Origin of the sequence: Leptotrichia sp. oral taxon 879 str. F0557, assembly GCF_000469385.1 — a bacterium.
Taxonomy (GTDB): Bacteria; Fusobacteriota; Fusobacteriia; order Fusobacteriales; family Leptotrichiaceae; genus Leptotrichia; species Leptotrichia mesophila.
Genome location: NZ_KI271304.1, coordinates 133,663 through 158,897, shown reverse-complemented (window position 1 = coordinate 158,897; position 25,235 = coordinate 133,663). Strand labels below are relative to the sequence as shown.

18 protein-coding genes are annotated in these 25,235 nt (G+C 30.4%); 13 read left to right on the top strand and 5 right to left on the bottom strand.

The genetic code is table 11. From position 1 onward, the window contains the following. The first annotated feature begins 49 nt into the window (after window positions 1–49). Window positions 50–556 (top strand): hypothetical protein, encoded by a 507-nt coding sequence (locus HMPREF1552_RS04430; RefSeq protein ID WP_021743897.1) that lies wholly within the window; start codon window positions 50–52, stop codon window positions 554–556. A gap of 35 nt (window positions 557–591) precedes the next feature. Here HMPREF1552_RS04430 and HMPREF1552_RS04425 read toward each other — a convergent pair whose 3' ends face one another. The 3 genes from HMPREF1552_RS04425 to HMPREF1552_RS04415 form a co-directional block, all read right to left on the bottom strand. Then, window positions 592–1,155: a DNA-3-methyladenine glycosylase I gene (locus HMPREF1552_RS04425; RefSeq protein WP_021743896.1), complete on the bottom strand. Its 564-nt coding sequence runs from the start codon at window positions 1,153–1,155 to the stop codon at window positions 592–594. A gap of 64 nt (window positions 1,156–1,219) precedes the next feature. Next, window positions 1,220–2,315 (bottom strand): peptide chain release factor 2 gene (gene prfB, locus HMPREF1552_RS04420; protein ID WP_196808120.1). Its coding sequence is split into 2 segments (ribosomal slippage): window positions 1,220–2,242 and window positions 2,244–2,315, totalling 1,095 coding nucleotides; the frame shifts between segments, so codons are not numbered across the junction. 329 nt (window positions 2,316–2,644) lie between these two features. After that, complete coding sequence (locus tag HMPREF1552_RS04415) at window positions 2,645–3,685, bottom strand: 2-hydroxyacid dehydrogenase (RefSeq protein ID WP_021743894.1); 1,041 nt, start codon at window positions 3,683–3,685, stop codon at window positions 2,645–2,647. A gap of 191 nt (window positions 3,686–3,876) precedes the next feature. On the opposite strand from HMPREF1552_RS04415, the gene HMPREF1552_RS04410 reads away from it, so the two are divergent. From HMPREF1552_RS04410 to HMPREF1552_RS04375, 8 genes are all read left to right on the top strand, one after another. Further along, the gene (locus HMPREF1552_RS04410) at window positions 3,877–5,091 is read left to right on the top strand and encodes a saccharopine dehydrogenase family protein (protein ID WP_021743893.1); all 1,215 of its coding nucleotides are present in this window, start codon (window positions 3,877–3,879) and stop codon (window positions 5,089–5,091) included. A gap of 699 nt (window positions 5,092–5,790) precedes the next feature. After that, window positions 5,791–12,111: an autotransporter-associated N-terminal domain-containing protein gene (locus HMPREF1552_RS04405; RefSeq protein WP_021743892.1), complete on the top strand. Its 6,321-nt coding sequence runs from the start codon at window positions 5,791–5,793 to the stop codon at window positions 12,109–12,111. A gap of 269 nt (window positions 12,112–12,380) precedes the next feature. Continuing rightward, entirely contained in the window at window positions 12,381–13,421 is a 1,041-nt protein-coding gene (locus HMPREF1552_RS04400) for a BMP family protein (protein ID WP_021743891.1), read from the top strand. A 198-nt stretch (window positions 13,422–13,619) separates the two neighbouring features. Continuing rightward, window positions 13,620–14,924, top strand: coding sequence for a thymidine phosphorylase (locus tag HMPREF1552_RS04395; RefSeq protein WP_021743890.1), 1,305 nt, complete (start codon window positions 13,620–13,622; stop codon window positions 14,922–14,924). A 214-nt stretch (window positions 14,925–15,138) separates the two neighbouring features. Continuing rightward, complete coding sequence (polA, locus tag HMPREF1552_RS04390) at window positions 15,139–18,279, top strand: DNA polymerase I (protein WP_039901158.1); 3,141 nt, start codon at window positions 15,139–15,141, stop codon at window positions 18,277–18,279. 100 nt (window positions 18,280–18,379) lie between these two features. Beyond that, window positions 18,380–19,099, top strand: a complete 720-nt coding sequence (locus HMPREF1552_RS04385; protein ID WP_021743888.1) for an AzlC family ABC transporter permease — start codon at window positions 18,380–18,382, stop codon at window positions 19,097–19,099. Between the two features lie 31 nt (window positions 19,100–19,130). Then, window positions 19,131–19,478, top strand: coding sequence for an AzlD domain-containing protein (locus HMPREF1552_RS04380; protein ID WP_369750435.1), 348 nt, complete (start codon window positions 19,131–19,133; stop codon window positions 19,476–19,478). A 60-nt stretch (window positions 19,479–19,538) separates the two neighbouring features. Next, complete coding sequence (locus HMPREF1552_RS04375; protein ID WP_021743887.1) at window positions 19,539–19,886, top strand: inorganic diphosphatase; 348 nt, start codon at window positions 19,539–19,541, stop codon at window positions 19,884–19,886. A 16-nt stretch (window positions 19,887–19,902) separates the two neighbouring features. Here the strand turns inward: HMPREF1552_RS04375 and HMPREF1552_RS04370 are convergent, their stop codons facing one another. Beyond that, window positions 19,903–20,412, bottom strand: a complete 510-nt coding sequence (locus tag HMPREF1552_RS04370) for a DUF1439 domain-containing protein (RefSeq protein WP_021743886.1) — start codon at window positions 20,410–20,412, stop codon at window positions 19,903–19,905. Window positions 20,413–20,692: 280 nt separating this feature from the next. On the opposite strand from HMPREF1552_RS04370, the gene HMPREF1552_RS04365 reads away from it, so the two are divergent. Genes HMPREF1552_RS04365 through HMPREF1552_RS04350 form a run of 4 tightly spaced genes read left to right on the top strand, consistent with a single transcriptional unit; the run spans window position 20,693 to window position 23,805 of the window. Then, window positions 20,693–21,430 carry an amino acid ABC transporter permease gene (locus HMPREF1552_RS04365; protein WP_021743885.1) on the top strand — a complete coding sequence of 246 codons (738 nt, stop codon included), beginning with the start codon at window positions 20,693–20,695 and terminating at the stop codon, window positions 21,428–21,430. Then, window positions 21,423–22,151 carry an amino acid ABC transporter ATP-binding protein gene (locus tag HMPREF1552_RS04360; protein WP_021743884.1) on the top strand — a complete coding sequence of 243 codons (729 nt, stop codon included), beginning with the start codon at window positions 21,423–21,425 and terminating at the stop codon, window positions 22,149–22,151. Before HMPREF1552_RS04365 ends, HMPREF1552_RS04360 begins: the two co-directional genes overlap by 8 nt. A gap of 58 nt (window positions 22,152–22,209) precedes the next feature. Next, on the top strand, window positions 22,210–22,953 hold the full coding sequence (locus HMPREF1552_RS04355; protein ID WP_021743883.1) for a basic amino acid ABC transporter substrate-binding protein: 744 nt from the start codon (window positions 22,210–22,212) through the stop codon (window positions 22,951–22,953). A 33-nt stretch (window positions 22,954–22,986) separates the two neighbouring features. Beyond that, window positions 22,987–23,805 (top strand): OmpA family protein, encoded by an 819-nt coding sequence (locus tag HMPREF1552_RS04350; RefSeq protein ID WP_021743882.1) that lies wholly within the window; start codon window positions 22,987–22,989, stop codon window positions 23,803–23,805. 3 nt (window positions 23,806–23,808) lie between these two features. Here HMPREF1552_RS04350 and ytvI read toward each other — a convergent pair whose 3' ends face one another. Continuing rightward, on the bottom strand, window positions 23,809–24,969 hold the full coding sequence (gene ytvI, locus HMPREF1552_RS04345) for a sporulation integral membrane protein YtvI (protein WP_021743881.1): 1,161 nt from the start codon (window positions 24,967–24,969) through the stop codon (window positions 23,809–23,811). Window positions 24,970–25,235: the final 266 nt, after the last annotated feature.

The following is a 25,235-nucleotide window of genomic DNA, read 5'->3' as shown; positions in this document are numbered from 1 at the left end:
TTTTTAGTTTGTCGCAATATATTATACAATCTATAATATAAAAAGAATAATGTCAAAAAATTATAGTTTTTTAGATGATGAATTGCCTAAATTGTCATTTGATAGAATAGACTATACTTTAAGGGATTTGTTTAGGCAGAAAAGAATTTCACATAAAGACGTAAGAGAAATAGTTAATAATCTAGCGGTATATCAAAATAAATTATGCTTTAATTCTTTAGAAATTGGAAAATGGTTTCAGAAATTATATTTTCAGGAAGTAGTAGAGTATTTTCAAGATCCGTTAAATATGTATATAAACACGATGTTATGCAATTTACTGACTTCAGCTTTGAATGAAGAAATTATTCAGCTTCAGGATTTTAATTTTACAGATGAATATATAATAAAAAAAATAAATTCTTCGTCCAAAAAGAAAGAATTGGAAGATATAATAAATAAGAAAAAATTTGATGAATTTTTATTGTTGAAAGAAAAAATAAAAGTAAAAAAAAGATATATAGATCCTTATATACTCGTAAATAACGAAATAAAAAGGATCTCTGAAGTCAAATAAAATATAAAATTTATTTTACAAAATTTTATAAATAATTATTTAGCTGACTTTTTATAAGGACAACTAATTAAATGATCATCAACTATTCCGATTGCCTGTAAGAAAGAATAAACGATTGTAGAGCCAACAAATTTAAAGCCACGTTTTTTCAAATCTTTGCTGATTTTATCAGATAATTCTGTAGTAGCAGGTGCTTCTGATATCTCTTTCCAGTTATTAATAATTTGCTTGTTATCTGTAAAATTCCAAATGTACTTGTCAAATGAGCCAAATTCCTTTTGTACTTCCATAAATGCAAGGGCGTTTTTAACAGAAGCGGCTATTTTTAATTTATTTCTCACAATTCCATCATTTTGAGCCAGTTCAGCCAACTTAGTTTCATCATATTTTGCAATTTTTTTATAATCAAAATTATCAAAAGCCTTTCTAAAATTTTCTCTTTTATTCAAAATAAGATTCCAGCTAAGTCCTGCCTGAAAGCCTTCCAATATTAGCATTTCAAAAAGATAATTATCATCGTGGGAAGGTACTCCCCATTCAGTATCATGATAGACAATGTCATTTTCAGATTTTGCCCATGGACATCTAGTTTTTTTCATAATCTAATCCTTTCAATTTTTTTAGTTAGTATAAGTAAAATTATTTTAAATTTTAAACATGTTATTAGGATTTAGCATATTTTAAATATTCGTTTATAAATAAGTCAATGTCTCCATCCATAACTTTTTCCACATTTCCTTCTTCTGCCTTTGTTCTGTGATCTTTTACCATTTTATAAGGCTGGAAGACATACGAACGGATTTGACTTCCCCATTCGATTTTTGATTCTGTTCCCTTTAATTCTGCCATTTCCTTCTCACGCTTTTCTAGTTCCAGCTCGAATAATTTTGATTTTAATATTTTCATTGCAGTTTCACGGTTTTTTAGCTGTGAACGTTCATTTTGGCATGTAACTACTGTGTTTGTAGGAATATGAGTGATTCTAACGGCTGAGTCTGTTGTGTTTACGTGCTGTCCGCCTGCGCCACTTGCCCTGTAAGTGTCAATTTTCAAGTCCTCTGTACGAATATCAATTTCAACGTCATCTTCTATTTCTGGAGTAACATTAACTGCAGCAAATGAAGTATGTCTCCTAGCATTAGAGTCAAATGGAGAAATTCTGACAAGTCTGTGTACCCCTTTTTCTCCTTTTAAATATCCATAAGCATAATTCCCTTTTATATTTAATGTTACACTTTTTATTCCAGCTTCTTCTCCAGCTAGGCTGTCAAGGATTTCAACTTTAAAATCATGCCGGTTTGCCCATCTGTCGTACATTCTGTAAAGCATTTCAGCCCAGTCACAAGCTTCAGTTCCACCAGCCCCTGAATTTATTGTAAGAATCGCATTATTCATGTCGTATTCCTCATCTAGAAGTAATTTTGTCTTAAAATTATCAATTTCATTTGTCAAATCTTGTGCCTTCTGTTCAAGCTCATTTTCAAACGAATTGTCCCCCATCTCAATAAACTCAATAATAGTGGAAACATCTTCAAAAAGTCCATTTAATTTCTCGTATTCTTCAAGCAACTTTTTCTTTGCACTAATAGTCTTTAATATTTCCTGACTGTTCTCACTGTTCCAGAAATCTGCTTCAAATGTCTTTTTTTCCAAGCCATCAATTTCATTTTTTAAATTTTCAATGTCAAAGATGCCTCCTAATTTCTTCAATGTTAATTTCATTTATTTCATTTTGTTTTTTTATTTCAAATAAATCCATATTTTTAAACCTTTCTTTATACATTCAAATTTTTATCTTTAACTACAAGTAAAATTTTTTTCAAGAAAAAAAATAATTGTTAATTAAATAAATTTATAGTAAAACTTATTTAAAACTAAACTCAAAAGCGATGACTATTTTACTCAAACCATTAATTTATATAATTTTAGCAGTTTAATTTAAAATAGGTTTGAGTATATAATACAAAAAATCTTTTGAATTGAGACTTTAAGTATTTTTAGGAAAATATTAAAAGAAGCTGCTTTTTAAAACAGCCTCTCGTAAAGTTTTCTGATAGTAAAACTTTATATCAAAATTTTAAATAATAATTATTTTTGAACTCTGACACCTTCAACGATTTTATCATTTTCTTCATCGTACCAAACTTCATTTTGTAAAGTTTCTTCTTTTACATAAGATAAAATGTTGTTAAATGTAGCTTCGGCAATGTTATCTAATGCTTCATTTGTTAAGAATGCTTGGTGAGATGTCAATACTACATTGTTGAATGATAGTAATCTTGCTAAAACATCATCTTCTAATACTTGGCTAGATTTGTCGTCAAAGAAGTAGCTTGATTCATTTTCATAAACGTCAAGTCCAACTCCACCAACTTGTTTAGATTTTACAGCGTCAAGCAAGGCTTCTGTCTCAATTAATCCACCACGTGCAGAGTTTATAATAATAACCCCTTTTTTAACTTTTGCAAGGCTTTCGGCATTGATAATATGTCTAGTTTGCGGTGTTAATGGGCAATGAAGTGAAAGAACATCGGCTTTTTCAAGTACTTCATCCAAAGTTGCGTAAGTAAAGTTTTCTTCTTTTGCAGCTTGTTCATTTGGATATAAATCGTATGCAATTACGTTCATTCCAAGTCCATTTAATATTTTTATAAAAATTCTTGCAATTTTTCCAGTACCGATAATTCCAGCAGTTTTACCATGCAAGTCAATACCAGTTAATCCAGCAAGACTGAAGTTTCCTTCACGAGTTCTATTATATGCTTTATGTGTTTTTCTATTTACAGTCATAAGTAATGCTAAAGCATGTTCAGCCACAGCAAATGGTGAGTAGGCAGGTACTCTTAAAACAGTAATTCTGTTTTCACGGGCAGCCTTTAAGTCAATATTGTTATAACCAGCACATCTTGCGGCAATAACTCTTACACCATTTTTTGCAAGTATATTTAATACTTTTGCATTTAAGTCATCATTTACGAAAGTACAGACAACATCTTGGTATTTCGTAAGCATCACATTTTTTAAGCTTAATTTTTCTTCAAAATATGTAATATCTGCTCCAAATTTTTCGTTCCATTTGTCGAAAAATTCAATATCATAAGGTTTTGCATCGAAGACTACAATTTTCATTTTTACATTCCTCCTAAAATTTATTATCTTTTAATTTATTATAGCAAATAAAAATAGCCTAAGTCAAATGATTTTACAAGATTTTTAAAAAAGTAATTTACAGAATAAAAATTTTACAGTATAATAATGTTGAGAAAAAATTCAGAATTAATAAATAAAAAAATAAAATAAATTTGAGGAGGCGAAAATTAATGGAAAAAAAAGCATTAGTAATCGGAGCTGGAGGAGTGTCAAATGTAGTGTGTCACAAATGTGCACAAAATTCAGAAGTATTTAGTTCAATTATGATAGCTAGCCGTACAAAGGCAAAATGCGATGAAATCAAGGAAAGAATTGAAAAAAGTAAATATGCTGGAAGAATTGAGATTCAGACTGCAAAGGTGGATGCAAATAATGTGTCTGAGTTAGTGGCATTGATTAATGAATATAAGCCTGATATTGTGATAAATGTGGCTTTACCATATCAAGATTTGACAATTATGGATGCTTGTCTTGAAACTAAGACTGATTATTTGGATACAGCAAATTATGAGCCTTTGGACACAGCCAAATTTGAGTATAAATGGCAATGGGCGTATAAGGAAAAATTTGAAAAGGCTGGGATTACTGCTATTTTAGGAAGTGGATTTGATCCAGGTGTTACTGGAGTATTTTCGGCATATGCACAAAAGCATTATTTTGATGAAATAAATTACATTGACATTCTTGATGCAAATGCAGGAGATCACGGTTACCCTTTTGCAACAAACTTTAATCCAGAAATTAATATTAGAGAAGTTACAGCTAATGGAAGTTACTGGGAAGATGGAAAATGGGTAGAAACAGAACCGATGGAAATTAAAAGAGTGTACAATTTCCCACAAATTGGTGAAAAGGATATGTACTTACTGCACCATGAAGAATTAGAATCGCTTGCAGTTAATATTAAAGGTATTAAAAGAATTAGATTCTTTATGACTTTTGGACAAAGTTACCTGACTCACTTAAAAGTGCTTGAAAATGTTGGGATGACTTCAATTGAGCCAATAGAATTTGAAGGAAAGAAAATTGTTCCGTTACAATTTTTGACAGCTGTGTTGCCTGATCCGGCTTCGCTTGGGCCTAGAACAAAAGGTAAGACAAACATCGGAAATATTTTTAGAGGTAAAAAAGATGGTGTAGAAAAAACTTATTACGTATACAATGTTTGCGATCATGAGGAATGTTACAAAGAAGTTAGTTCACAAGCTATTTCTTACACAACAGGAGTACCTGCAATGATAGGAGCTGCAATGGTACTTACTGGTGAATGGAAAAAGCCAGGAGTATTTAACGTAGAAGAAATGGATCCAGATCCATTTATGGAAGCATTAAATAAATTTGGACTACCTTGGGTTGAAGACTTTAATCCAACGTTAGTTGACTAATAAAGAAAATATATTTACAGTAAAATAATTTTTTCAAAATCAAACTACTAATTTAAAATTCTTTTGTAGTTTGATTTTTTTTTGACTTTTTAGTGTAATAATTCTTTTTAATAATACTATATCTCCATTTAAATTAATAAATTTTGAAATATAGTTTTTATTTTTTCTAATGGGATTTAGTATCAGATATTTTATTTAATAACAGCTTTTACTATTTTTATTATATTTTTCTCGCAGAATTGCTCATTTCTATAAATTTTACAACTATAGATAGATTATTTTTTATTTGTCTTATTTCAAAACATTTTCTTTAATTTAGAAAAGTTTGTAATAAATTCGTTATTTTAATAGGGATTAGCATAAAATATACAAATAGACAAATATAAATTATTAATAAAAATTAATTTTTTAATTAATAACATAGAAAAATTATTAGGAAATATTAAGTGAAAAGATAAAGTTTTTGGTAAATAATAAAAAAATGGCGTTTATTATTAATAATAGATTAATAAATTGATGTTTTTTCTTAAAAATACTTGATTTTTTTAAGATATGATGTTATTATGAATTTGATTATGATAACATTAATGGAAATCATTATTTAACAGTTATTTTAAAGGGAAATTAAATATTATAGTTCATAGTAAATTCTTACTATGTTTGAATAATTTATAATATATCAAGAAAGGTTTGAAACAAATGTCAAATGAATTAAAGCAATTGAGAAAAAACTTAAAAAGTTTTGCAAAGAAATGCAAGAACTTTAAGTATACAGATTCGGCATTACTCACATTTTTATTGTGTGGAACAGTAATGTCAAATAATTTTTTAACAGCAGAAACAAAGGAACCTTCTGTTGAAAATTATAGATATGAATTTTTAAAATCTATAAATAAAATGCAGGAAAATGTGAAAAAATCAAAAAAAGAAAACAAGCGATTGTTAAATAGCTCAAATTTAGAATTAATTCAATTAATGGAGCAGGGAGACCATGTTGTAAAATCACCTTGGATTAATTGGCAATTTGCTAATGGTGGATATTATAACGATTGGCACGAAGCTTATAAAGGGATTGGAGACAAGAATGAAAAATATCCGTACGAAGGAATATTTGAAAGAAGTCTGAATCTTTATGAAAGAACAATATCTCCAAATAGTGATAATTATGAGCTGCTTGAAAGGACAAGAAGATTAGCTTCTGCTACAGGATTAGCAAATGGTTACGGACTTATAAGTGTATATTCAGCTACCGAACCATTAGTAAGTTTTGAAATAAGTGCCGGAATCAGGCCAAGAAGAGTTAATAAATCTCCACTTTCAATAGCTGATAAAACAGCAATCATACCTATATTACCAGAACCTATCAGATTTACGCCACCAAAACCAGTAATAAAGTTACCAGTACTACCAGATCTACCAGCACCTCCAACTTTTAACATACAATTAGGTTCTTATCAAAATCCTATGGGATACATTACACTGCCCGGAATAAACGGTTCATTTTATAATAATCCTGCAATTGGAACACCTAGAACATATACTCAAGCAAATACCAGTATAAATGATATTACAACAAATAATCCCTCTTTAAGGTATGGATGGGCTTCTCAAGCTGGTGGAAAAAGTGCGCTTTTTTTCATTCATTTTGATGTTATATCAAATGATACTAATGGTTCTACTGTTCAATTAAATAATAATTTAACTGTAACTTCTAAAAACCCACTTAATACCAGTCAAAGACAGGACGAGATCAATGCGGGAAGAAATTATAATGGTCAAGACTTCTTGGTTGGTGGTTCAAGAGCTGCTACAGTAGATAATGTTATTGATGTTGATTTGGAGAATAATAGTACTATAAATTTAATAGGACCCTTAGTTGTGGGATTTGAAGCTCAGACGGATACTTATTTGAAACAAACTCGAAATTTTGATCAAAAGGAACGTAAGATAACGAATGGTAACGGTGGAGTAATAACAGATGCTTTGGAACCAAGCGATAGCGAATTGCAATCTTTGATTCCATTAAATACAGAAAGATCATTAATTCCTGGAATGTTTGCAAACCGTCCTGCGTCGATTGAGATAAAAAATAAAAACGGATATGTGGGACATAAAGTAGGATTAATACTGACTTATGAAAATAGAGACGAATATCCTAATTCGAATTATTTTTTGACAAATAATGGAATAATAAGATTTTTTGGTGAAAAATCAATTGGAATGCAAGTATTTGCACTCTCTTCTCCAAGCAGAGTCACAATGTCAAATACTGGCTCAGGAACAAAAGGAATGTTTATGGGTGGTATTGAAAGTTATGCCATGAAATGGTCATCACGAGTTGCAAATAATAGTACAATGAACAATAGTGGTACTATTGAAATATCAGGAGATGCAGGCACACACACTTCAGCTGGAGTTACAACAGTTTTAAATTCATTGTCATCAGGAATGGCAGTTATAGAAAATGGAATCACTGAAGGAAAAGCAGCATTTTCTATAAGAGGATATAATGGAAAAGTTACAAATAGCGGAACAATTAATGTTTCTGGTGGTAAAGGAAATACTGGAATGGTTCTAATTGTAAATGCAGCAGACGACATAACAAATGCATCAAAGGGGACAATTAATGTTAGTAGTGTAGCAGGAAGACAAAATATTGCTATGAGAGTGGATAAAGGAACAGTCACGACAGATGCTCCTGGAACACCTAAAGCAATAAATGACGGTAATATTTATTTAGATGGAGATTCTTCGATGGGAATTGTTGGAACAAATGCTGATGTTAAGAATAATAATGGTAAAAAGATTGCAACAAAGACAAATCTGACAATTATTAATGGAGTTGGAATGGCAACTCGTGGTGGAAACCTTGAAAATGAAGGTGAAATTGATTTAGAAGGAACAGGAGTTTCGACTAATATTGGTGTTTATATGACAAAAGGTACTAATAATCCAACTGGAACATTTTCTAAAACAAGTGTTATCAAAGTAAAGGGAAATGATTCGACAGGAGCGTTAATATCGAATGGTACATTAAATTATGGTGGAAATATTACAGCTGTAGGAGATGGAGTTTCTGGATTAATAATAGGAGATAACAAATCAAATACTGCTGATGTGACAGTAAAAGCTAATGGAACAATAACCGTAAATAACGGATTGCAATCTGCTGGAATTTATACTTATACTGACAGTTCATCAGGAAAATCTGTAACTGTAAAAAAAGGATCTTATGGAATTGTTGTTGGTAAAAATTCAAAACTTGTAAGTGATGGAAAAAATAATGTTGATGTGAATGTAAGTGTTAAAGGGGCAGAATCAATAGGGCTGTATGCTGGAGAGAATGCTAAGCTGGAAGTCAAGGATCATACTGTAAATGCAGATGATGGAGCGGTAAATTATGATGCTGATAAAAATTCAACTTTGACATTAAAAGGAACAGGAACAGCGCGTACAGGGAAAAAATCATTATTATTTTATCTTGGAGAAAATGGAACCGGTAAAATTTCATTGGGTGGAACTATGAACGCAACTATTGAAGGAGGAACGACTCCTGTGGAAAGAGGTAACGCATTTTATTATGTAGGAAATGGAACTACATTTGGTACCTCAGAAATTGAAAACTGGGCAAAAAATAATTTTGGAGATGGTAATACTTCAACTTTAGGGAATTTAAATTTGACAATGAATACAGGTTCAAGGCTGTTTATAGCACAAAATGTTGGGATGAACTTGTCTGATACAACAGGAGACACAATTTCAAGTGCTACTGGAGCTAACATAACTGGGACTGATTATAAAACGTTTATGCTTTATTTAAGCAAATTAACAATTAATCAGAATGTAGATTTGGACGATACTTCTGATGCATATAATCATTTGGAAATTTCAAATTCATCAATAAAAAATAAAACTGCTAAAGTTATGGCAGGAACAAATGATAATCAGGTTGCAATGGCTCAGGAAAATAATAAAGATCTATACTTACGAAATAAAGTTACATTGGAAAATGAAGGCGAAATTAACTTAAGTGGTACGAGGTCTACAGGAATTTATGCGAAATTTGGAGAACTTTATAATAAGGCATCAGGTGTTATTACAGTAGCTAATAAATCAACTGCAATGTACGGAGTAGGTGATTCTTTGCTTGAAAATATTGGTAAAATATCAATAGGAACTAATTCAATAGGAATGTATTCGGAAGGCTCTACGACACAGGCTATGAAAAATAGTGGAATTATTCAGCTTTTTCAGACTGACTCAGTTGCAATGTCATACAAGCCTGATTCATCACTTGCCGCTGGGACAATAGTTGAAAATGTGGGAAAAATAGAACTAACAGGTGATAGAAATACTGGAATCTATGCTTCAGGAACATCAGCATACAAAGCTAGAAATAGTGGAATTATAACGTTATCGGATTCAGCTGTAATCAATAATCCCAATGTAGGATTATACACTAATAATAAAGCTGCAACTCTTGAGAATACAGGGGTATTAAATATTGGAAAAAATTCAATTGGAATTTATGGATACGAAGCTAAAAACAGTGGAAAACTAAATGTTGGAAATGCTGGAATTGGAATCTATTCTCAAAATGGTGATATAAGTTTAACTAATGGAAAAATCACAACTGGAACAGATGAAGCAGTAGGAGTTTACACAGTAGGAACTAGTCAAAATATAACAAATATGGCAACTTCTTTTGAAATTGGAGATAATTCATTCGGATTTGTAAATGTTGGAACAGGAAATAAAATAACTTCAAATATAGCAAATGTAGGACTTGAAAATAAAAATGTGTATGTTTATTCAAATGATACAGCTGGATTAATTTTGAATAATACAAATATTACATCAACAGGAGAAGAGAATTACGGGATTTATTCAGCAGGAACAGTAATAAATAATGGAAATATAAATCTATCAAGTGGTAAAGGAAGTGTTGCAATTTACAGTATTAGAGGAGGAACTGCGACAAATACAGGTATAATCAATGTAGGTGCTTCTGATGTAGTGAATAAGCTTTATTCAGTAGGAATGGGTGCAGGATATGGGACAACAGATACTGGAAATGTTGTAAATAGAGGAACGATTAATGTAAATGGTAAAAGTGGAATTGGATTGTATGCAAGTGGTTCTGGAAGTACAGCAACAAATACAGCAATAATCAATCTAAACGAAAACAATACAACAGGAATTTATGTTACAGATGGGGCGGCAGCTGTGAATAGTGGTACAATAACTACTGGACCTGGAACTTATCGTAATGTTGTTGGAGTTTATCTGGGAGAAGGTTCTACACTTAATAATACTGGTACAATAAATATAAATGCTAGAAATGGTAAAGGAGTTTATTTAAAAGGTGGAACGGTAATTAATTACGGAAATATAACGGTAAATGGTGAAACAGATATAAACAGGACTGTAGTCCCATTTACAACACCAGATACAGGAAAAGAACTAGGGGGACTTATAGTTACAGCACCATCTGGAGTTTTATCTGCTACAATTACCGTAAATGGAGTTCCTCAAATACCAGTAGTCATAAATACGGAAGCTAGAAATCCAATATCAGTATCAGCTTCAAGTATCGGAATGTATGTAAACACTTCTGGAATAAGCTTTACAAATGTAATAAATGGTTTGGAAAATCTAACAAGTGAGGCGGATTTAATAATTGGTACCGAAGCAGCAGAAATTACAAATAGTAAATATATCCTGATAAATGATCCAAGAATATTGGATACCTATAGAAATGCAATGGAAAATAACCCAAATATAAAATGGACTGTTTATTCATCTTCATTGACATGGATGGCTACCCCGACACTAGAATTAGGAACAAACAGAATAACAAGCCTATACTTGGCAAAAGTGCCTTATACAGCATGGGCTGGTAGAGAATCAACGCCTGTAAAAAGTACAGATACATACAATTTTGCAGATGGATTGGAACAAAGATACGGTGTAAATGCTTTAGGAAGTAGAGAAAGAGAAATATTTACAAAGCTAAATTCAATTGGGAACAACGAAGAAATTCTATTGTATCAAGCATTTGATGAAATGATGGGACATCAATATGGAAATCTTCAGCAAAGAATTAATTCGACGGGAAATACTTTAAATAAAGAATTTGAACATTTACAAAAAGATTGGAGAAATCCATCAAAACAAAATAGCAAAATTAAGATATTTGGAATGAGGAATGAGTATAATTCAGATACAGCTGGAATAATTAATTATACAAGTAATGCCTATGGTGTAGCCTATGTTCATGAAAATGAAACGCTAAAACTTGGAAATTCAGTTGGCTGGTATGCTGGAGCTGTAACAAATAAATTTAAATTTAAAGATATTGGACATTCAAAAGAGAAGCAAACAATGGTTAAAGCAGGGATTTTCAAGACAATATCACCAAGTTCTGATTATAACGGAGTATTAAAATGGAGAATATCAGGAGATATATTTACTGGAATTAATGAAATGAATCGGAAATATTTAGTTGTAGATGATGTGTTTGAAGCAAGTTCAAATTATAATTCTTATGGTATGGCAATTAAAAATGAACTGGAATATGACATAAGAATGAGCGAGAAAATACACTTACGTCCATATGGCTCAATAAAAATGGAATATGGAAGATTTAATAGCATAAAAGAAAGAAGTGGACAAATGAAGCTGGAAGTAAAAGGAAATGATTATATTTCAGTAAAACCAGAAATTGGAGCAGAATTTAAATATATTCAGCCATTGGCAGTAAGAACTAATTTATCAATAGGATTAACAGCGTCTTATGAAAACGAATTAGGAAAAACAAAAAACAATAAAGGAAGAGTAAGAGGTACACAAGCAGACTGGTTTGGAATAAGAGGGGAAAAAGAAGATAGAGATGGAAATGGAAAATTCGATTTAAAAGTAGGGATAGATAATACAAAATTTGGAATAACGCTAAATGCTGGATACGATATAAAAGGAAAAAATACTAGAGGTGGAATTGGATTTAGAGCTATTTACTAATAGTTTGATTATTTTAGAATGATAAACATAAAAGATCGGAAGAATTGTTTAAAAAGTATAGATTGTCTTCCGATTTTTTATGATAAAAATATTATAAAATTTTAGAGTTATCTGATTTTATCAACTTAATATAAAAAAAGTCTTTATAATTTTAAAGAAATTTTAGTATACTTAAAAAATTTTTGAAAAATTTATGAGACACTATTTTAAAATTTAAAAAAATAGGGTATAATAAAACATAAGAAAATAAAAATTTTTAGGAGGAGAAAATGAAAAAAATTATAACAATTTTTAGTGTAATTTTTGCATTAATGTTAGTTGTAGCTTGTGGAAATAAACCAGCTACAGGAGAGCAGGTAAAAGATGGTAAAACATCTGCAGATGCAACAAATTCTAAAAAGGCTGTTGCAGTAGTTTATTCTACTGGTGGGAAAGGTGACAAATCATTTAATGATGCGACTTTTAGAGGTTTAGAAAAGGCTCAGAAAGAATTAGGAATTTCTTTTAAAGAATATGAGCCAAAAGACCCATCAACAGAAGCAAAGAATGCTTTAACACAATTTGCAGAATCTGGAGAATTTGAGTTGATTATTGCGGTTGGATACAGCATGAAAGATTCATTAGTTGCTGTAGCTCAAGCTTTCCCTGATCAAAAATTTGCAATAATTGATGAAACTGTAAATGGATTGCCAAATGTTGCTTCTATTTTGTTTAAAGAACAAGAAGGTTCATTCTTAGTAGGAGCGTTGGCTGGAATGATGGATAAAACAGGAAGTATTGGATTTGTGGGTGCAAACGAATCTGAATTAATTAAAAGATTCTATGCGGGATATACACAAGGTGCAAGATACGTAAAACCAGATATTAAAGTTTTACCTGTATACATTGGAGGAAACAACTCATTTAACGACCAGGCATCAGCAAAAGCTAAAACTGAAACACTAATCCAACAAGGTGCGGATGTTATTTATCATGCTGCTGGAGCAAGTGGACTAGGAGTATTCCAAGCAGTTAAGGAAAAAAATGTTTATGGAATTGGTGTGGATTCTAACCAAGATAATTTGTATCCAGGAATAATTTTGACGTCTATGATGAAATATGTTGATAATGCAGTATTCGATGTTGTAAAATCTTCTATAGATGGAAAATTTGAAGCAAAATTACAAGTTTTTGGAATCAAGGAAAATGGAGTAGGAACAACTAACTTTGAATTTACAAAAGATAAAATTGGAGAAGAAAACATCAAACGTCTTGAACAAATTAAACAAGATATTAAAGATGGTAAAATTCAAGTGAAACCTACATTGTAATTATAAATATTTTTCAAAGTGCAAAAATTTATAAAAATGGTTGTTTGAGAATTGATAAATTAAATATCATTCTTTTACAACCTTTTTATCTTTTCTTTAATTTTTTATATTTACAATTTTTTATTGGACTAGTAATTTATGATTTGGAATATTTTGATTTCCAAGCCATAGTTTAAGAAATATTTAGGAGATGATTTTATGAGAGCAGTTGATATAATTGAGAAAAAACGTGACAACCTTAAACTATCTGATACAGAGATAGAGTTTTTATTAAATGAATATTTGGCTGGAAATATTCCTGATTATCAGATGTCAGCATTTCTTATGGGAGTTTACTTTAATGATATGACACAGGAAGAACTGTTGAAATTTACAATGGTAATGAGAGACTCTGGAGATGTGATAAAATTTGATGAGATAGATAGATTTCTTGTGGATAAGCATAGTACAGGAGGTGTTGGAGATAAGGTTACAGTAATACTTTCCCCTATTTTATCAGCACTTGGGATGGGAAATGTGAAGTTATCTGGAAAAGGACTTGGGCATACTGGAGGAACAATTGACAAGTTTGAGTCAATTAAAGGATTCAAGTTTTCAACGACAAAAGAGGAACTTGTAAAAATTGCTAATAAAACTGGAGTTGGGCTGATGGGATACAGCGACAAGATAGTTCCGCTTGACAAGAAACTATATTCTTTACGTGATGTGACTGCAACTGTTCCAAGTATTCCGTTAATTGCCAGCAGTATTATGAGTAAGAAATTAGCAATTTATTCAGATGTTATAATTCTTGATGTAAAAGTTGGGGATGGAGCCTTTATGAAAGATTTGGGGCAAGCTAAAAAATTGGCTGAAAGAATGATTGAAATTGGAAAAGGTGCTGGAAGAAAAGTTAAGGTTGTACTTAGCAATATGGATGAACCGCTTGGGCATGCAATTGGAAATGCAAACGAAATTATAGAAGCAATTGAATTTTTAAAGGGAAATGGTGCTTCTGACGTAAAAGAAGTTGTTTATACGATTACAGGACTTGCCTTGAAAGAAAAAGGTGAAATATCAGAATTGAGTGAGGCAAAAGAAAAAATTGATGAAGTAATAAAAAACGGAACAGCATTAAAGATATTGGCAGAATTTATTGGGGAAAGTGGTGGAAACAAAGACCTTATAAATGACTATGGATTACTTCCAAAAGTTAGATATGTAATGGAAATTTTTTCTGAAAATGAAGGATATATAAAAAAAATAAAAACAGAAGAAATTGGAAAAGCAGCAATGATTATTGGTGCAGGCCGTGCTAAAAAAGAAGATGAAGTTGACCATGCAGTTGGAATAAATATCTTTAGAAAAGTTGGGGAAAAAATAGAAAAAAATGAAAAAATTGCTGAAATTTACTATAATGATGATAAAAATGTGAACGAATCTAAAAATATGGTTATAGATGCATTTGTAATAACATCAGAAAAAGTTGAAGAGCCAAAGGCAATTTTTGAAATAATAGAATAATTTGCTTATAAGAAGGGCTGGCTTAGGATAAAATCTAAGTACAGCCTTTTTATAGATTAAAAATTACTAATTTGAATATATAAAATAAAATTATTAAGATTTAGGCTGTTCTATTAAATTAAGAAAAAATGCTTTGAGAAAAAATGTAAAAAATGGTAAAATATATAAATATAAATATTGTTAAAATTAAAAAAAGAAATGAGGAATAATTAAGTTGAAAAGAGCGGTTATATTGGATACGAGTGCGATTATGTATAGAAGTCATTTTGCACTAATGGGAATGAGAAATAGTAACGGAATGTCTACTGGAGCAACATTTGGGTTTATTAATACGCTGGAAAGTGTGATTAGGGAGTTTAGGCCTGATTATTTAGTGGCTTGTCTAGATGTGAAAAGAAGTGAGCTGGATAGAACTGGGGAGCTGGAAACGTATAAGGCACATAGGGAAAGTATGCCTGAAGAACTGGTTATGCAGATTGATACTATTATGAAGGTATTGGATGGGTATAGAATTCCGAAATATAAGAAAGCTGGGCAGGAAGCGGATGATGTTATTGCCACTTTTGCCACTAAATTTTCTAATGATGAAGATGAGCAGATTGAGGTTTTTGTAATAACTGGGGATAAGGATTTGGCACAGCTTGTAGATGGAAAAATTAACATTGCCTTGCTTGGAAAAGGGGATAAAAATTCTGCATTTAAACATATAAAGACGGATGAAGATGTAGTTGAATATTTGGGAGTTACACCTGATAAGATTCCTGATTTGTTTGGGCTTATGGGAGATAAGTCGGATGGGATTCCGGGAGTTGCTGGGATTGGGCCTAAAAATGGAGTGAAACTTATTACGACTTATGGAAATTTGGAAGGAATTTACGAAAATATTGACGAAATAAAAGGGAAACAGAAGGAAAAATTGATAACTGATAAGGAAAATGCCTTTATAAGTCGGGAACTTGCAACTGTGAAAAGGGAGCTTGATGTTGAATATGATAAAAATAAATTGAAATTTGAGGAAAAGGATTTTGACAGTCTTTTAAAACTTTATGAAGAGCTTGATTTTAAAAGATTTTTTAAAGCTGTTGAAGAAGAAAAGGAAAGATTCTTGCAAAACGGTAATCAGAAGGAACTTACTGAAGAAGAGAAGTTAGTTTTAGAAAAAAATAAAAAAATTACTGAAGAAAAATTGGAAAAAGAGAGACTTGAAAGAGAAAAAATTGAAAAGCAGGAATTGGAGTATGATAAGGAAAATCCGATTTTTGATGGAATTTCACATTTTTATGAGCATGTGGAGTATGAGCATAATTCAGAAATAGACAAAAAAATTGATGAAATTCAAGTTTTAAAAGAAAAATTGGCAATGGAATACGAGGCTCAGAAGAAAAAGCAGGAAGAGACCGCACTAGAAAATCAGAAAACTGAAAAAACCAAGAAAATTAAAGATGAAAAAGTGTATTTTGAGAAAAATTATGGAAAAGTTGTGAGCTGGAATGATGCTTATTCTGTGATTGAGAAAATGGATAAAAAAGTAGCAATTTTTGAGAATATGCTTGGACTTTCTATTTGTGATGAAAAAACGAATATTGTGCTTTTGGATAGTGAATTGAAAAATATTTTACAAAATGAAAATCACGAAAAATCAGGAGCTGGAGTTCAAATTAACTTGTTCAGTTTAGGTGAGAATACTTATGAAAAGGAAGATAATAAAAAAAATATTGAGGATATTTATAAATTATTGAGTGAGAAAGAAATTATTGCCTATAATGTGAAAGAGTATATGAAAAATGGGGAAAGTGAGTATTTTGGATATTCTGTTGGTGGAAAAACTTATGGGATAAATGAAGAGAGATTCGGGATAAAATGTACGGAATATTTTGATATTTTGCTTGCAAGATATGTACTTGGGACAGAAAGTTTGCAGGAAATCGAGGAAATAATTTTAGATGAGTTTGGTGTTGAGATTGCAACTTTTGAGGAGCAATTTAAAAAGGAACGAAGAAAGAAGGATTTTAGCGATGTTTCTGATGATGTGGTTTGTGAGTTTTTATCGAAGAGAACATTCTTTATTTATAAATTGGAAACAATTTTTAGAAATAGGTTACAAAATGAGCAGTTTCTAAATATATTTGACAAGCTGGAAAGTCGATTAATACCAGTATTGGCACAAATGGAAGAAACTGGAATAAAAATTGATAAAAAATATTTCAGTGAATTTCAGAATGAGCTGGAAGAAAAGATAAATATGCTTCAAAGTGATATTTATAAACTTGCTGATGGAGAATTTAATATTGATTCGCCACAACAATTAGGGGAAGTTTTGTTTGAAAAATTGCAGATTCCGTCGGGGAAAAAGACAAAGACTGGATATTCAACAAATGTGGAAGTTCTGGAAATGATTGCAAACAATGGAGAATTGACAGAAGACAAACGGATGATTGGGAAAAAGTTGCTGGAATACAGGGCTTATAAGAAATTATTGTCAACATACATTGAGCCAATTCCAAAACTGGCGGATAAAGAGGAAAGGATTCATACTACTTTTAACCAAAATGGGACATCTACTGGACGGCTTTCGTCAGCAAATCCAAATTTACAGAATATTCCTGTGAGAACAGATGATGGAATAAGGATTCGTACTGGTTTTGTTGCAAAGAGAGGGCATAGCTTGATTTCATTTGATTATTCACAAATTGAATTGAGAGTTCTGGCTGAATTATCAAAAGACAGGCATTTAGTACAGGCGTATCAGGATAATCAGGATTTACATGACTTAACGGCAAGAAAGATATTTTTCAAAACCGAAGAAGATGAGATTTCACGGCACGAGAGAAGTATTGCAAAAGTAATTAATTTTAGTATCCTGTATGGAAAAACACCGTTTGGACTGTCGAAGGAACTAGGGATTACAGTTCAAGAGGCTTCTCAATATATAACGACATATTTTGAGGAATATCCGAGAGTCAGAAAATTTTTGGATATTGTGACAGAAACGGCTAAGCTTCACGGTTTTGTAGAAACTTTTTACGGTACGAGAAGATACATTAACGGAATTAATTCAACAAATAAAAATGTACAGGCACAGGCTGTAAGAATGGCGGTAAATACTGTTGTTCAAGGAACAGCGGCAAATATTATAAAAAAAGTTATGATTGAACTTCATGAGGAGTTTAAAAATGATGAAAATATAAAAATGCTTCTTCAAGTTCACGATGAACTGATTTTTGAAGTTCGTGATGAATTTGCTAAGGAATACATGGAAAAAATTGAAAAAATTATGGAAAATACTGTTGAATTTAAGAAAGTTCCATTAAAAGCGAATGGAAGTGTGGCTAAAAATTGGGGATTATTAAAATAATAATATATTTTATATATGATAGAAATATATATTATATATTTGACTAATTGTTTTGAAATTGTTAGAATAATACTATATAAGGAAGGAATCAGAACAAAAAATGGCACAAATAAGAAAACTGGAAAATTATTTAAAGGGATTAAAAGACGGTACTGGAATCGGAATTGCCTATATACCCTTTGGAGTTGCAATTGGACTGATTTCAGCCAAAAGTTTTTCCCAAATTTTGCCAATGATTGGGCTTACATCGTTTGGAATGTATGCAGGAGGGGCTCATTCATTACTGTTAAAGGTACTTTATGTGATGAAGTCGCCTCCAGTTGAAGTGATTTTATCTATTGTTCTTATCAATTTAAGATATTTATTGTTAAATATTGTTATTTTTAGACAGCTTGGTGAAAAAACTCCTATTTTTCAGAAGTTTCTGGTAGGCGTGGGGCTTACTGATGAAACTGTAACATATCTGACATTGAAAAAGGCAACAAATGCGTGGTATATGATGGGAGTAAATACAATTCCATATTTTTGCTACTGTTTTGGTACAATTTTTGGAGCAATATTTGGTGAAAAATTGCCAGAATCACTTATGACTAGTATGAATTTTGTGCTTTATTCAATATTTTTCAGTATGTTAATAATGGCTTTAAGCCAAAATTTTAAATATATAAGAATTGTTTTGCTGGCACTTGTTATAAAAATGGCATTTTCATTTTTGCCTATTTTAAATAAGGTAAGTTCAGGATGGGTTATGATTTTAACGATGTCTTTGGCAAGTTTTATATATGCGCAGCTTTATTATAATGAAAATCCTGAAAAGTAGGAAAACGATTAAATTAATAAAGGGAAAGGAAGTGATAAGATTGAATTATAACGAAAATTTAGGGATTTTAACAATGATTTTGATGACACTCATAATCATGACGGTAATACTGAGGACATTGCCAATATTTGTAAAAATTCCAGAAAACAACCTAAAAGTTAATAAATTCTTTGAAGCACTTCCTTATACAGTACTGACAGTATTAGTATTTCCAGATATTTTTACTTCTACTGGAAGTACAAATTTTGACATAATAAGAGTTCTGATTGGAATGGCAATCGTGGCATATTTAACTTTTAGGAAGACGAATCTGGGAATAATAATAATTGTTTCTATTGCAGTGATATATTTTTTAGGAATGTTAAAAGGAAGTTTTTAAATAAAAACAGAAAAATTTTAAAGAAATATAAATTAAAATTGATATTTAAAAAGGATTTTTATGAGTTTAGATAATTATAAAAAATTTTTAGGACAAAAAATACATGTAAAGATGGATAGAAAAATGGGAGAAAGGCATCCTAAATATAATTTTTTATATCCAGTAAATTATGGATATATTCCAAATACTATTAGTGAAGATGGAGAAGAAATAGATGTGTATATTTTGGGAGTTTTTGAACCTGTTGATGAATTTTGTGGAATATGTAGAGCTATTGTGTATAGGTATGATGATGAAGAAAATAAACTTATAGTAATTCCAGATGGGAAAAATTATACAGTTTCCCAAATGGAAGTACTGGTTGAATTTCAGGAACGTTTTTTCAAACATAAAATTTTAACTGAATAATAATTAAAATTATTTTTTATTTAACAACAGTCAATTTATTATTTTCAATTTTTATATCCTTTATCATTTGAAATTTTTCAACTCCTGATAAATTCAGAATTTCTTTTTTTTCAAGCTGACTAAAAGCATAATTTAAGCCTGTTCTGATAATAGGTTTTTTATCAAGATCAATTTCTTTATTTTCTTTTGTAAGTCTTACAATTTGGAAGTCCTCGAGATAAAGATTTGATTTCATTGGATCATAACGAATGTCAGTTGCAAAGGTCATTGTTCCGCTAATCTGATCATTTAATGCATCATTTAGGTATTCTGCTTCAATAATTAACTTATCATTCTCAAAATGTACTTTTGGATTAAATAGTTTAATTTTTCCAAGGGGATAGGATTTTTCTATTGGAAATTTCGAAGCAACAGCACTTTTTACCATAGAATCTGGAATTTTTAACTGATTTTGAGTGTAAATGTAGTAACCTAAGCCTGCAATTAATACAATAACTGAAAAAAATAAAAATTTAAATAATTTCATAGTTATAACTCCTTTTTAAATTAATTTTCGTTTTGGAAATTTTACTGAATTTATAAACATCATTTCCAAAATCAAGTAACTATATCACTTAATTATTTAAAAATATTTTGAAAAAATATTTAATCTTCTTTGAAAATGAATAAAGATAAGAAAAGTACTAAATTAAATAATAAAATAAAAACTTTTTATTGAAAAACCTATAAATATTAGGTATAATAATATTATAATAATTTTTAATGGTAAGGAGGATATGAACAAAAATTAAAGTTCATTAAATATAATGGAAGAATTGGAAAAAACACGAAAAATAGTAAAAACATCATTTTTTATAGCAGTTGTAACTGTTGCTGTACTTCTTGTGTTTCCATATGATATGAAACCAAAAGAGTGGCAAATTTATGCGAACAGTTACTTTATAACTACATTGGGGCTTACAGTTGGAGGAGCTGCTATTGGTATTCTTTTGGGAATGTTTTTAGCATTTTTAAAATTTCAGAAAACCAATATAGAAGTTTTAGATATGATAAAAGACGTTATTATTGATGAATATGTTGATATAATGCGAGGAACTCCTATGGTTTTGCAACTTTTGACACTATCTTTTGTAGTTGTGATATTTAATAATTACTGGATTGCATTAATTGCTTTAGGACTTAATAGTGCAGCTTATGTAGAAGAGACAATCCGTTCTGGAATTGAAAGTATAGACAAAGGACAAATGGAAGCTGCAAGAGCAACTGGGATGCCTTATAGAATGGCAATGAATGAAATTATAATGCCGCAGGCAATAAAAAATATTTTGCCAGCACTTTTAAATGAATTTATAAATTTATTTAAGGAAACAGCCGTTGTGGGATATATTAGTGTCGTAGACATTACAATGAACAGTAAAAGCTTACAAGCTGTATATTATAGTGTAAAACCAATATTGTTTACTGGTTTGGTTTATTATATCAGCGTAAAATTATTCTCATTTATTGGGAAACGATTGGAGATGAGATTAAAGGAAAATGATTAAGATAAAAGATTTGAAGAAAAAATATGGCGAATTGGAAGTTTTAAAAGGAATTAGTACAGAAATAAAAGAAGGAGAAGTAATTTCGATTATAGGACCTTCTGGAAGTGGAAAATCAACATTCTTACGTTGTATAAATAGGCTTGAAGAACCTACATCAGGAGAGATTAAAATAAATAATAAAAATATTTTGGAACGTAAGGCGGATATAAATAAAATTCGTGAGGAAGTCGGAATGGTGTTCCAGCACTTTAATTTGTATCCACATAAAACTGTACTGGAAAACATTACTTTGGGACCAATTAGATTAAAAAAAATGCCAAAAGCTGAGGCAGAAAAACTGGCAATAGAATTACTGGAAAAAGTGGGACTTGCTGATAAAAAAGATGTTTATCCAAATAAGCTGTCTGGTGGACAGAAACAAAGGGTTGCAATTGCAAGGGCATTAGCAATGAATCCTAAAGTAATTCTGTTTGATGAGCCAACATCCGCACTTGATCCTGAAATGATAGGGGAAGTTCTGGAAGTTATGAAGGAGCTTGCAAATGCGGGAATGACAATGATTGTGGTAACACACGAAATGGGATTTGCAAGAAATGTAGCTAATAGAGTATTTTTTATGGATGGAGGATATATTCTAGAAGATGCAAGACCGCAGGATTTATTTGACAATCCAAAAACAGAAAGAGCAAGAGAGTTTTTAGAAAAAGTGTTAAATCACTAAAAGATTATTAGTTAAAACGATTTTAAATAAAATTAAATAGAGAAAGAGAGGAAAAAATATGAAAAAAATATTTTTGATGATAACATTAGTAATTTTTGGAATTATATCGTGTGGAAAAAAAGATAATGGGGAGAAAAAATTAAGAGTAGGATTAAATGCAGTTTTTGCTCCATTTGAATATGTTGAAAATGGACAAGTTACTGGATTTGATGTTGATCTTATAAATGAAATTGGAAAAAATCTTGGATATAAAGTTGAAATTATTGACCAATCATTTGATGGATTGATTCCAGCATTGAAAGCGGGAAAAATTGATATTATTGTATCTGGTATGAGTTCAACTGAAGAAAGAAAAAAATCAGTAGATTTTACTGATGATTACTTTGTTTCAAAAGAAACTTACATAAGAAAAAAAGGTAATACTGCAGTTACACCAACTACATTAGGTGGTAAGAAAATTGGAGTTCAGCTTGGAACAATTCAAGAAATAGAAGCAAAAGAGATTAATGGAGCAACTGTTGTACCAAACGAAAGTACAGTAAATACTATTTTAGATTTAAAAGCAGGAAAAATTGATGTAATTATTCTTGAAAAAGCAGTAGCTGAAGAATACATGAAGAAAAATCCTGAAATGGAAATTTTTGATGAAAAATCAGCTAAAATCGGAATGGCAATGGCTCTTAATAAAGGAAAAAATCAAGAGTTGGTAAAACAAATAAATGCTGAATTGAAAAAAATGAAAGAAAATGGAAAATATAATGAATTAATTAAAAAATATGGTCTTGAAAACAGTCAAAAATAAAATACTTTATTAAAATAGGAGGAAGAGCAAATCATGAAAAGGCCTACATTAGTTGCAGTTTCTTCATTGGTTGCAATGGCGGTACCTACGGTATCTGAAAAAATGACAACTTCCGATATGAGAAAGGATATAATTCGTGCGAATGTGGCAGATATACAGCAGGAAACGGTAAATGAGGTTCCTACACTTGATACACCAAATCCACAAAAAACGGCTGTAACAACAGATAATCCTGATTTAATTACGGTTGCTTTGACACAGGACGGAACAGGAACAAAGATAGTTAATAACAGAATTCAAGCAACATATTATAATACTGAAAAAAATCATGTTAGCCAATCGCAACAAAAAACACAGGCACAATCTGTTCAAAATGTTAAACCTGTAGAAGTAGTTTCAACACAAACTGAAACAACAGAAGAGACAACAGCAACTATTTCTGAAATTCAAGAAAGCCCAATAAATAATCCAGAAAAAGTACAAATATCAAAATCAGAGATTATAACTCTCAGATCAAACGATTTGAACTTTCATAAAAATAGTACAGATTTAAAGAAAGAAGCCTATCCTGTACTGAGAGACATAAAGGATTATATCGAGAAAAATGATTTTCTTGTGTCAATTATTGGATATACTGATAAAAGCGGTTCGTCTTCGTATAATAAAAGATTATCATTAAGAAGAGCAGAAAAGGTTAGTTCAAAATTGATAGAGATCGGGCTTTCGAAAGATAGAGTTGTGGATTTAATAGGACGCGGTGAAAACAATCCAATCAAGACAAATGATACGGAAGAGGGAAGAGAAAGAAATCGAAGAGTAGAATTTAGATTTGTAAAAAAAGGACAAGTGTAAAAACTATGTCCTTCTTTTTTTAATATTTTCTTTATTCTTTTTTTCTAAATTAAGTTTACTATTGTCAGAGGGATCACCAAAAATATCTCTGAAAAATCCGACTTCCAGTTCTCTTGAAAATACATTTTTCAAAATAATCATTACAACAGGCCCAATCAGGAATCCCATTACACCAAAAATTTTGAATCCTGAGTACATTGAGATTAGTGTAATTAATGGATGGACTCCTAAATTTTGGCTTACCAGCTTTGGTTCTAGCATTTGTCTTACAGAAAGGACAAATAGGTAAATTATTATTAGGGCAATACCTAATGTTATGTCAGATAGTGCAAAAGAAATTACTGCCCATGGGATTAAGACTGTTCCTGCTCCTAATATTGGGAGTGCATCGATTATACAGATTATGATTGACATTAATAGGGGATACGGTACATTTAGCCCTAAAAATGATAATAAATTTAAACATATTAGAAGTTCAAAAAAACATATTGTCATTAAAATAATCTGTGCCTTAATATAAGAGCCAAGAACTGTAAACATATCAGTTTTTATATTGAAAACCTTATCTAGCCAAGACTTTGGGAGCTGCTGCTCTAGGAAAGATACAATTTCATCCCTGTCAAGACTTATAAAGAAAGTTGCAAGAATCGTTATACAAATATATAGAATTACAGTCGGAATAGATGTAATAAAACTTATCAGCCCTTTTATAAATCCTCCAAGTTTTGAAGAGCCTGAGGAAATAAAACTGTTTATTGTATCATTTACCTGCTTTGTGAATCCTGACGGGAAATTTCCAAGATAAGTATAAACTTTTGCCATGCTGTCAGTCCATAATTTTTGTGTAATCTCGCTATAACTATTAAGATTTTGCGATAATTTATAAATTTCACTTATCAATTTTAATGATCCCCAGCCAATAATTCCAAAAAATATTAATAAAAATGTTACAATAGAAATTATCGTAGACAGCTTTTTTGAAAGCTTTAACCTTTTTTGTAAAAATCGTGTAAACGGCCGTGTCAATATTGAAAAAAACAATGCTATCGTAAATGGAAACAAAAATATCCCAAGTTTAAATGCTAAAAATACAACTAGCAGAATTAAAGCAATATAAACGAGAAAATATAATTTTTTAAAGTCAAAATTTTTGTAACTTGCCATATAAATACTCCTTTTTTATTTTTCAAATTTATTATTTATAGATTATTATATAATAAATATATCGAATTGTAAATAGAGTTATTCTATAATGGAGATTCTTAAATTTTAAGATAAGAAATTAAATACTATAGAAATAAAAATAATTTAAAAAATGGTTTATTCATTATTGATTTTATTATATAATTATTATAGTGTAGATAACCATAATATTTATTAAATTTAAAAAAGAAATTAAAATTAAATAAAGTCATAATTTTGTCAAAAAA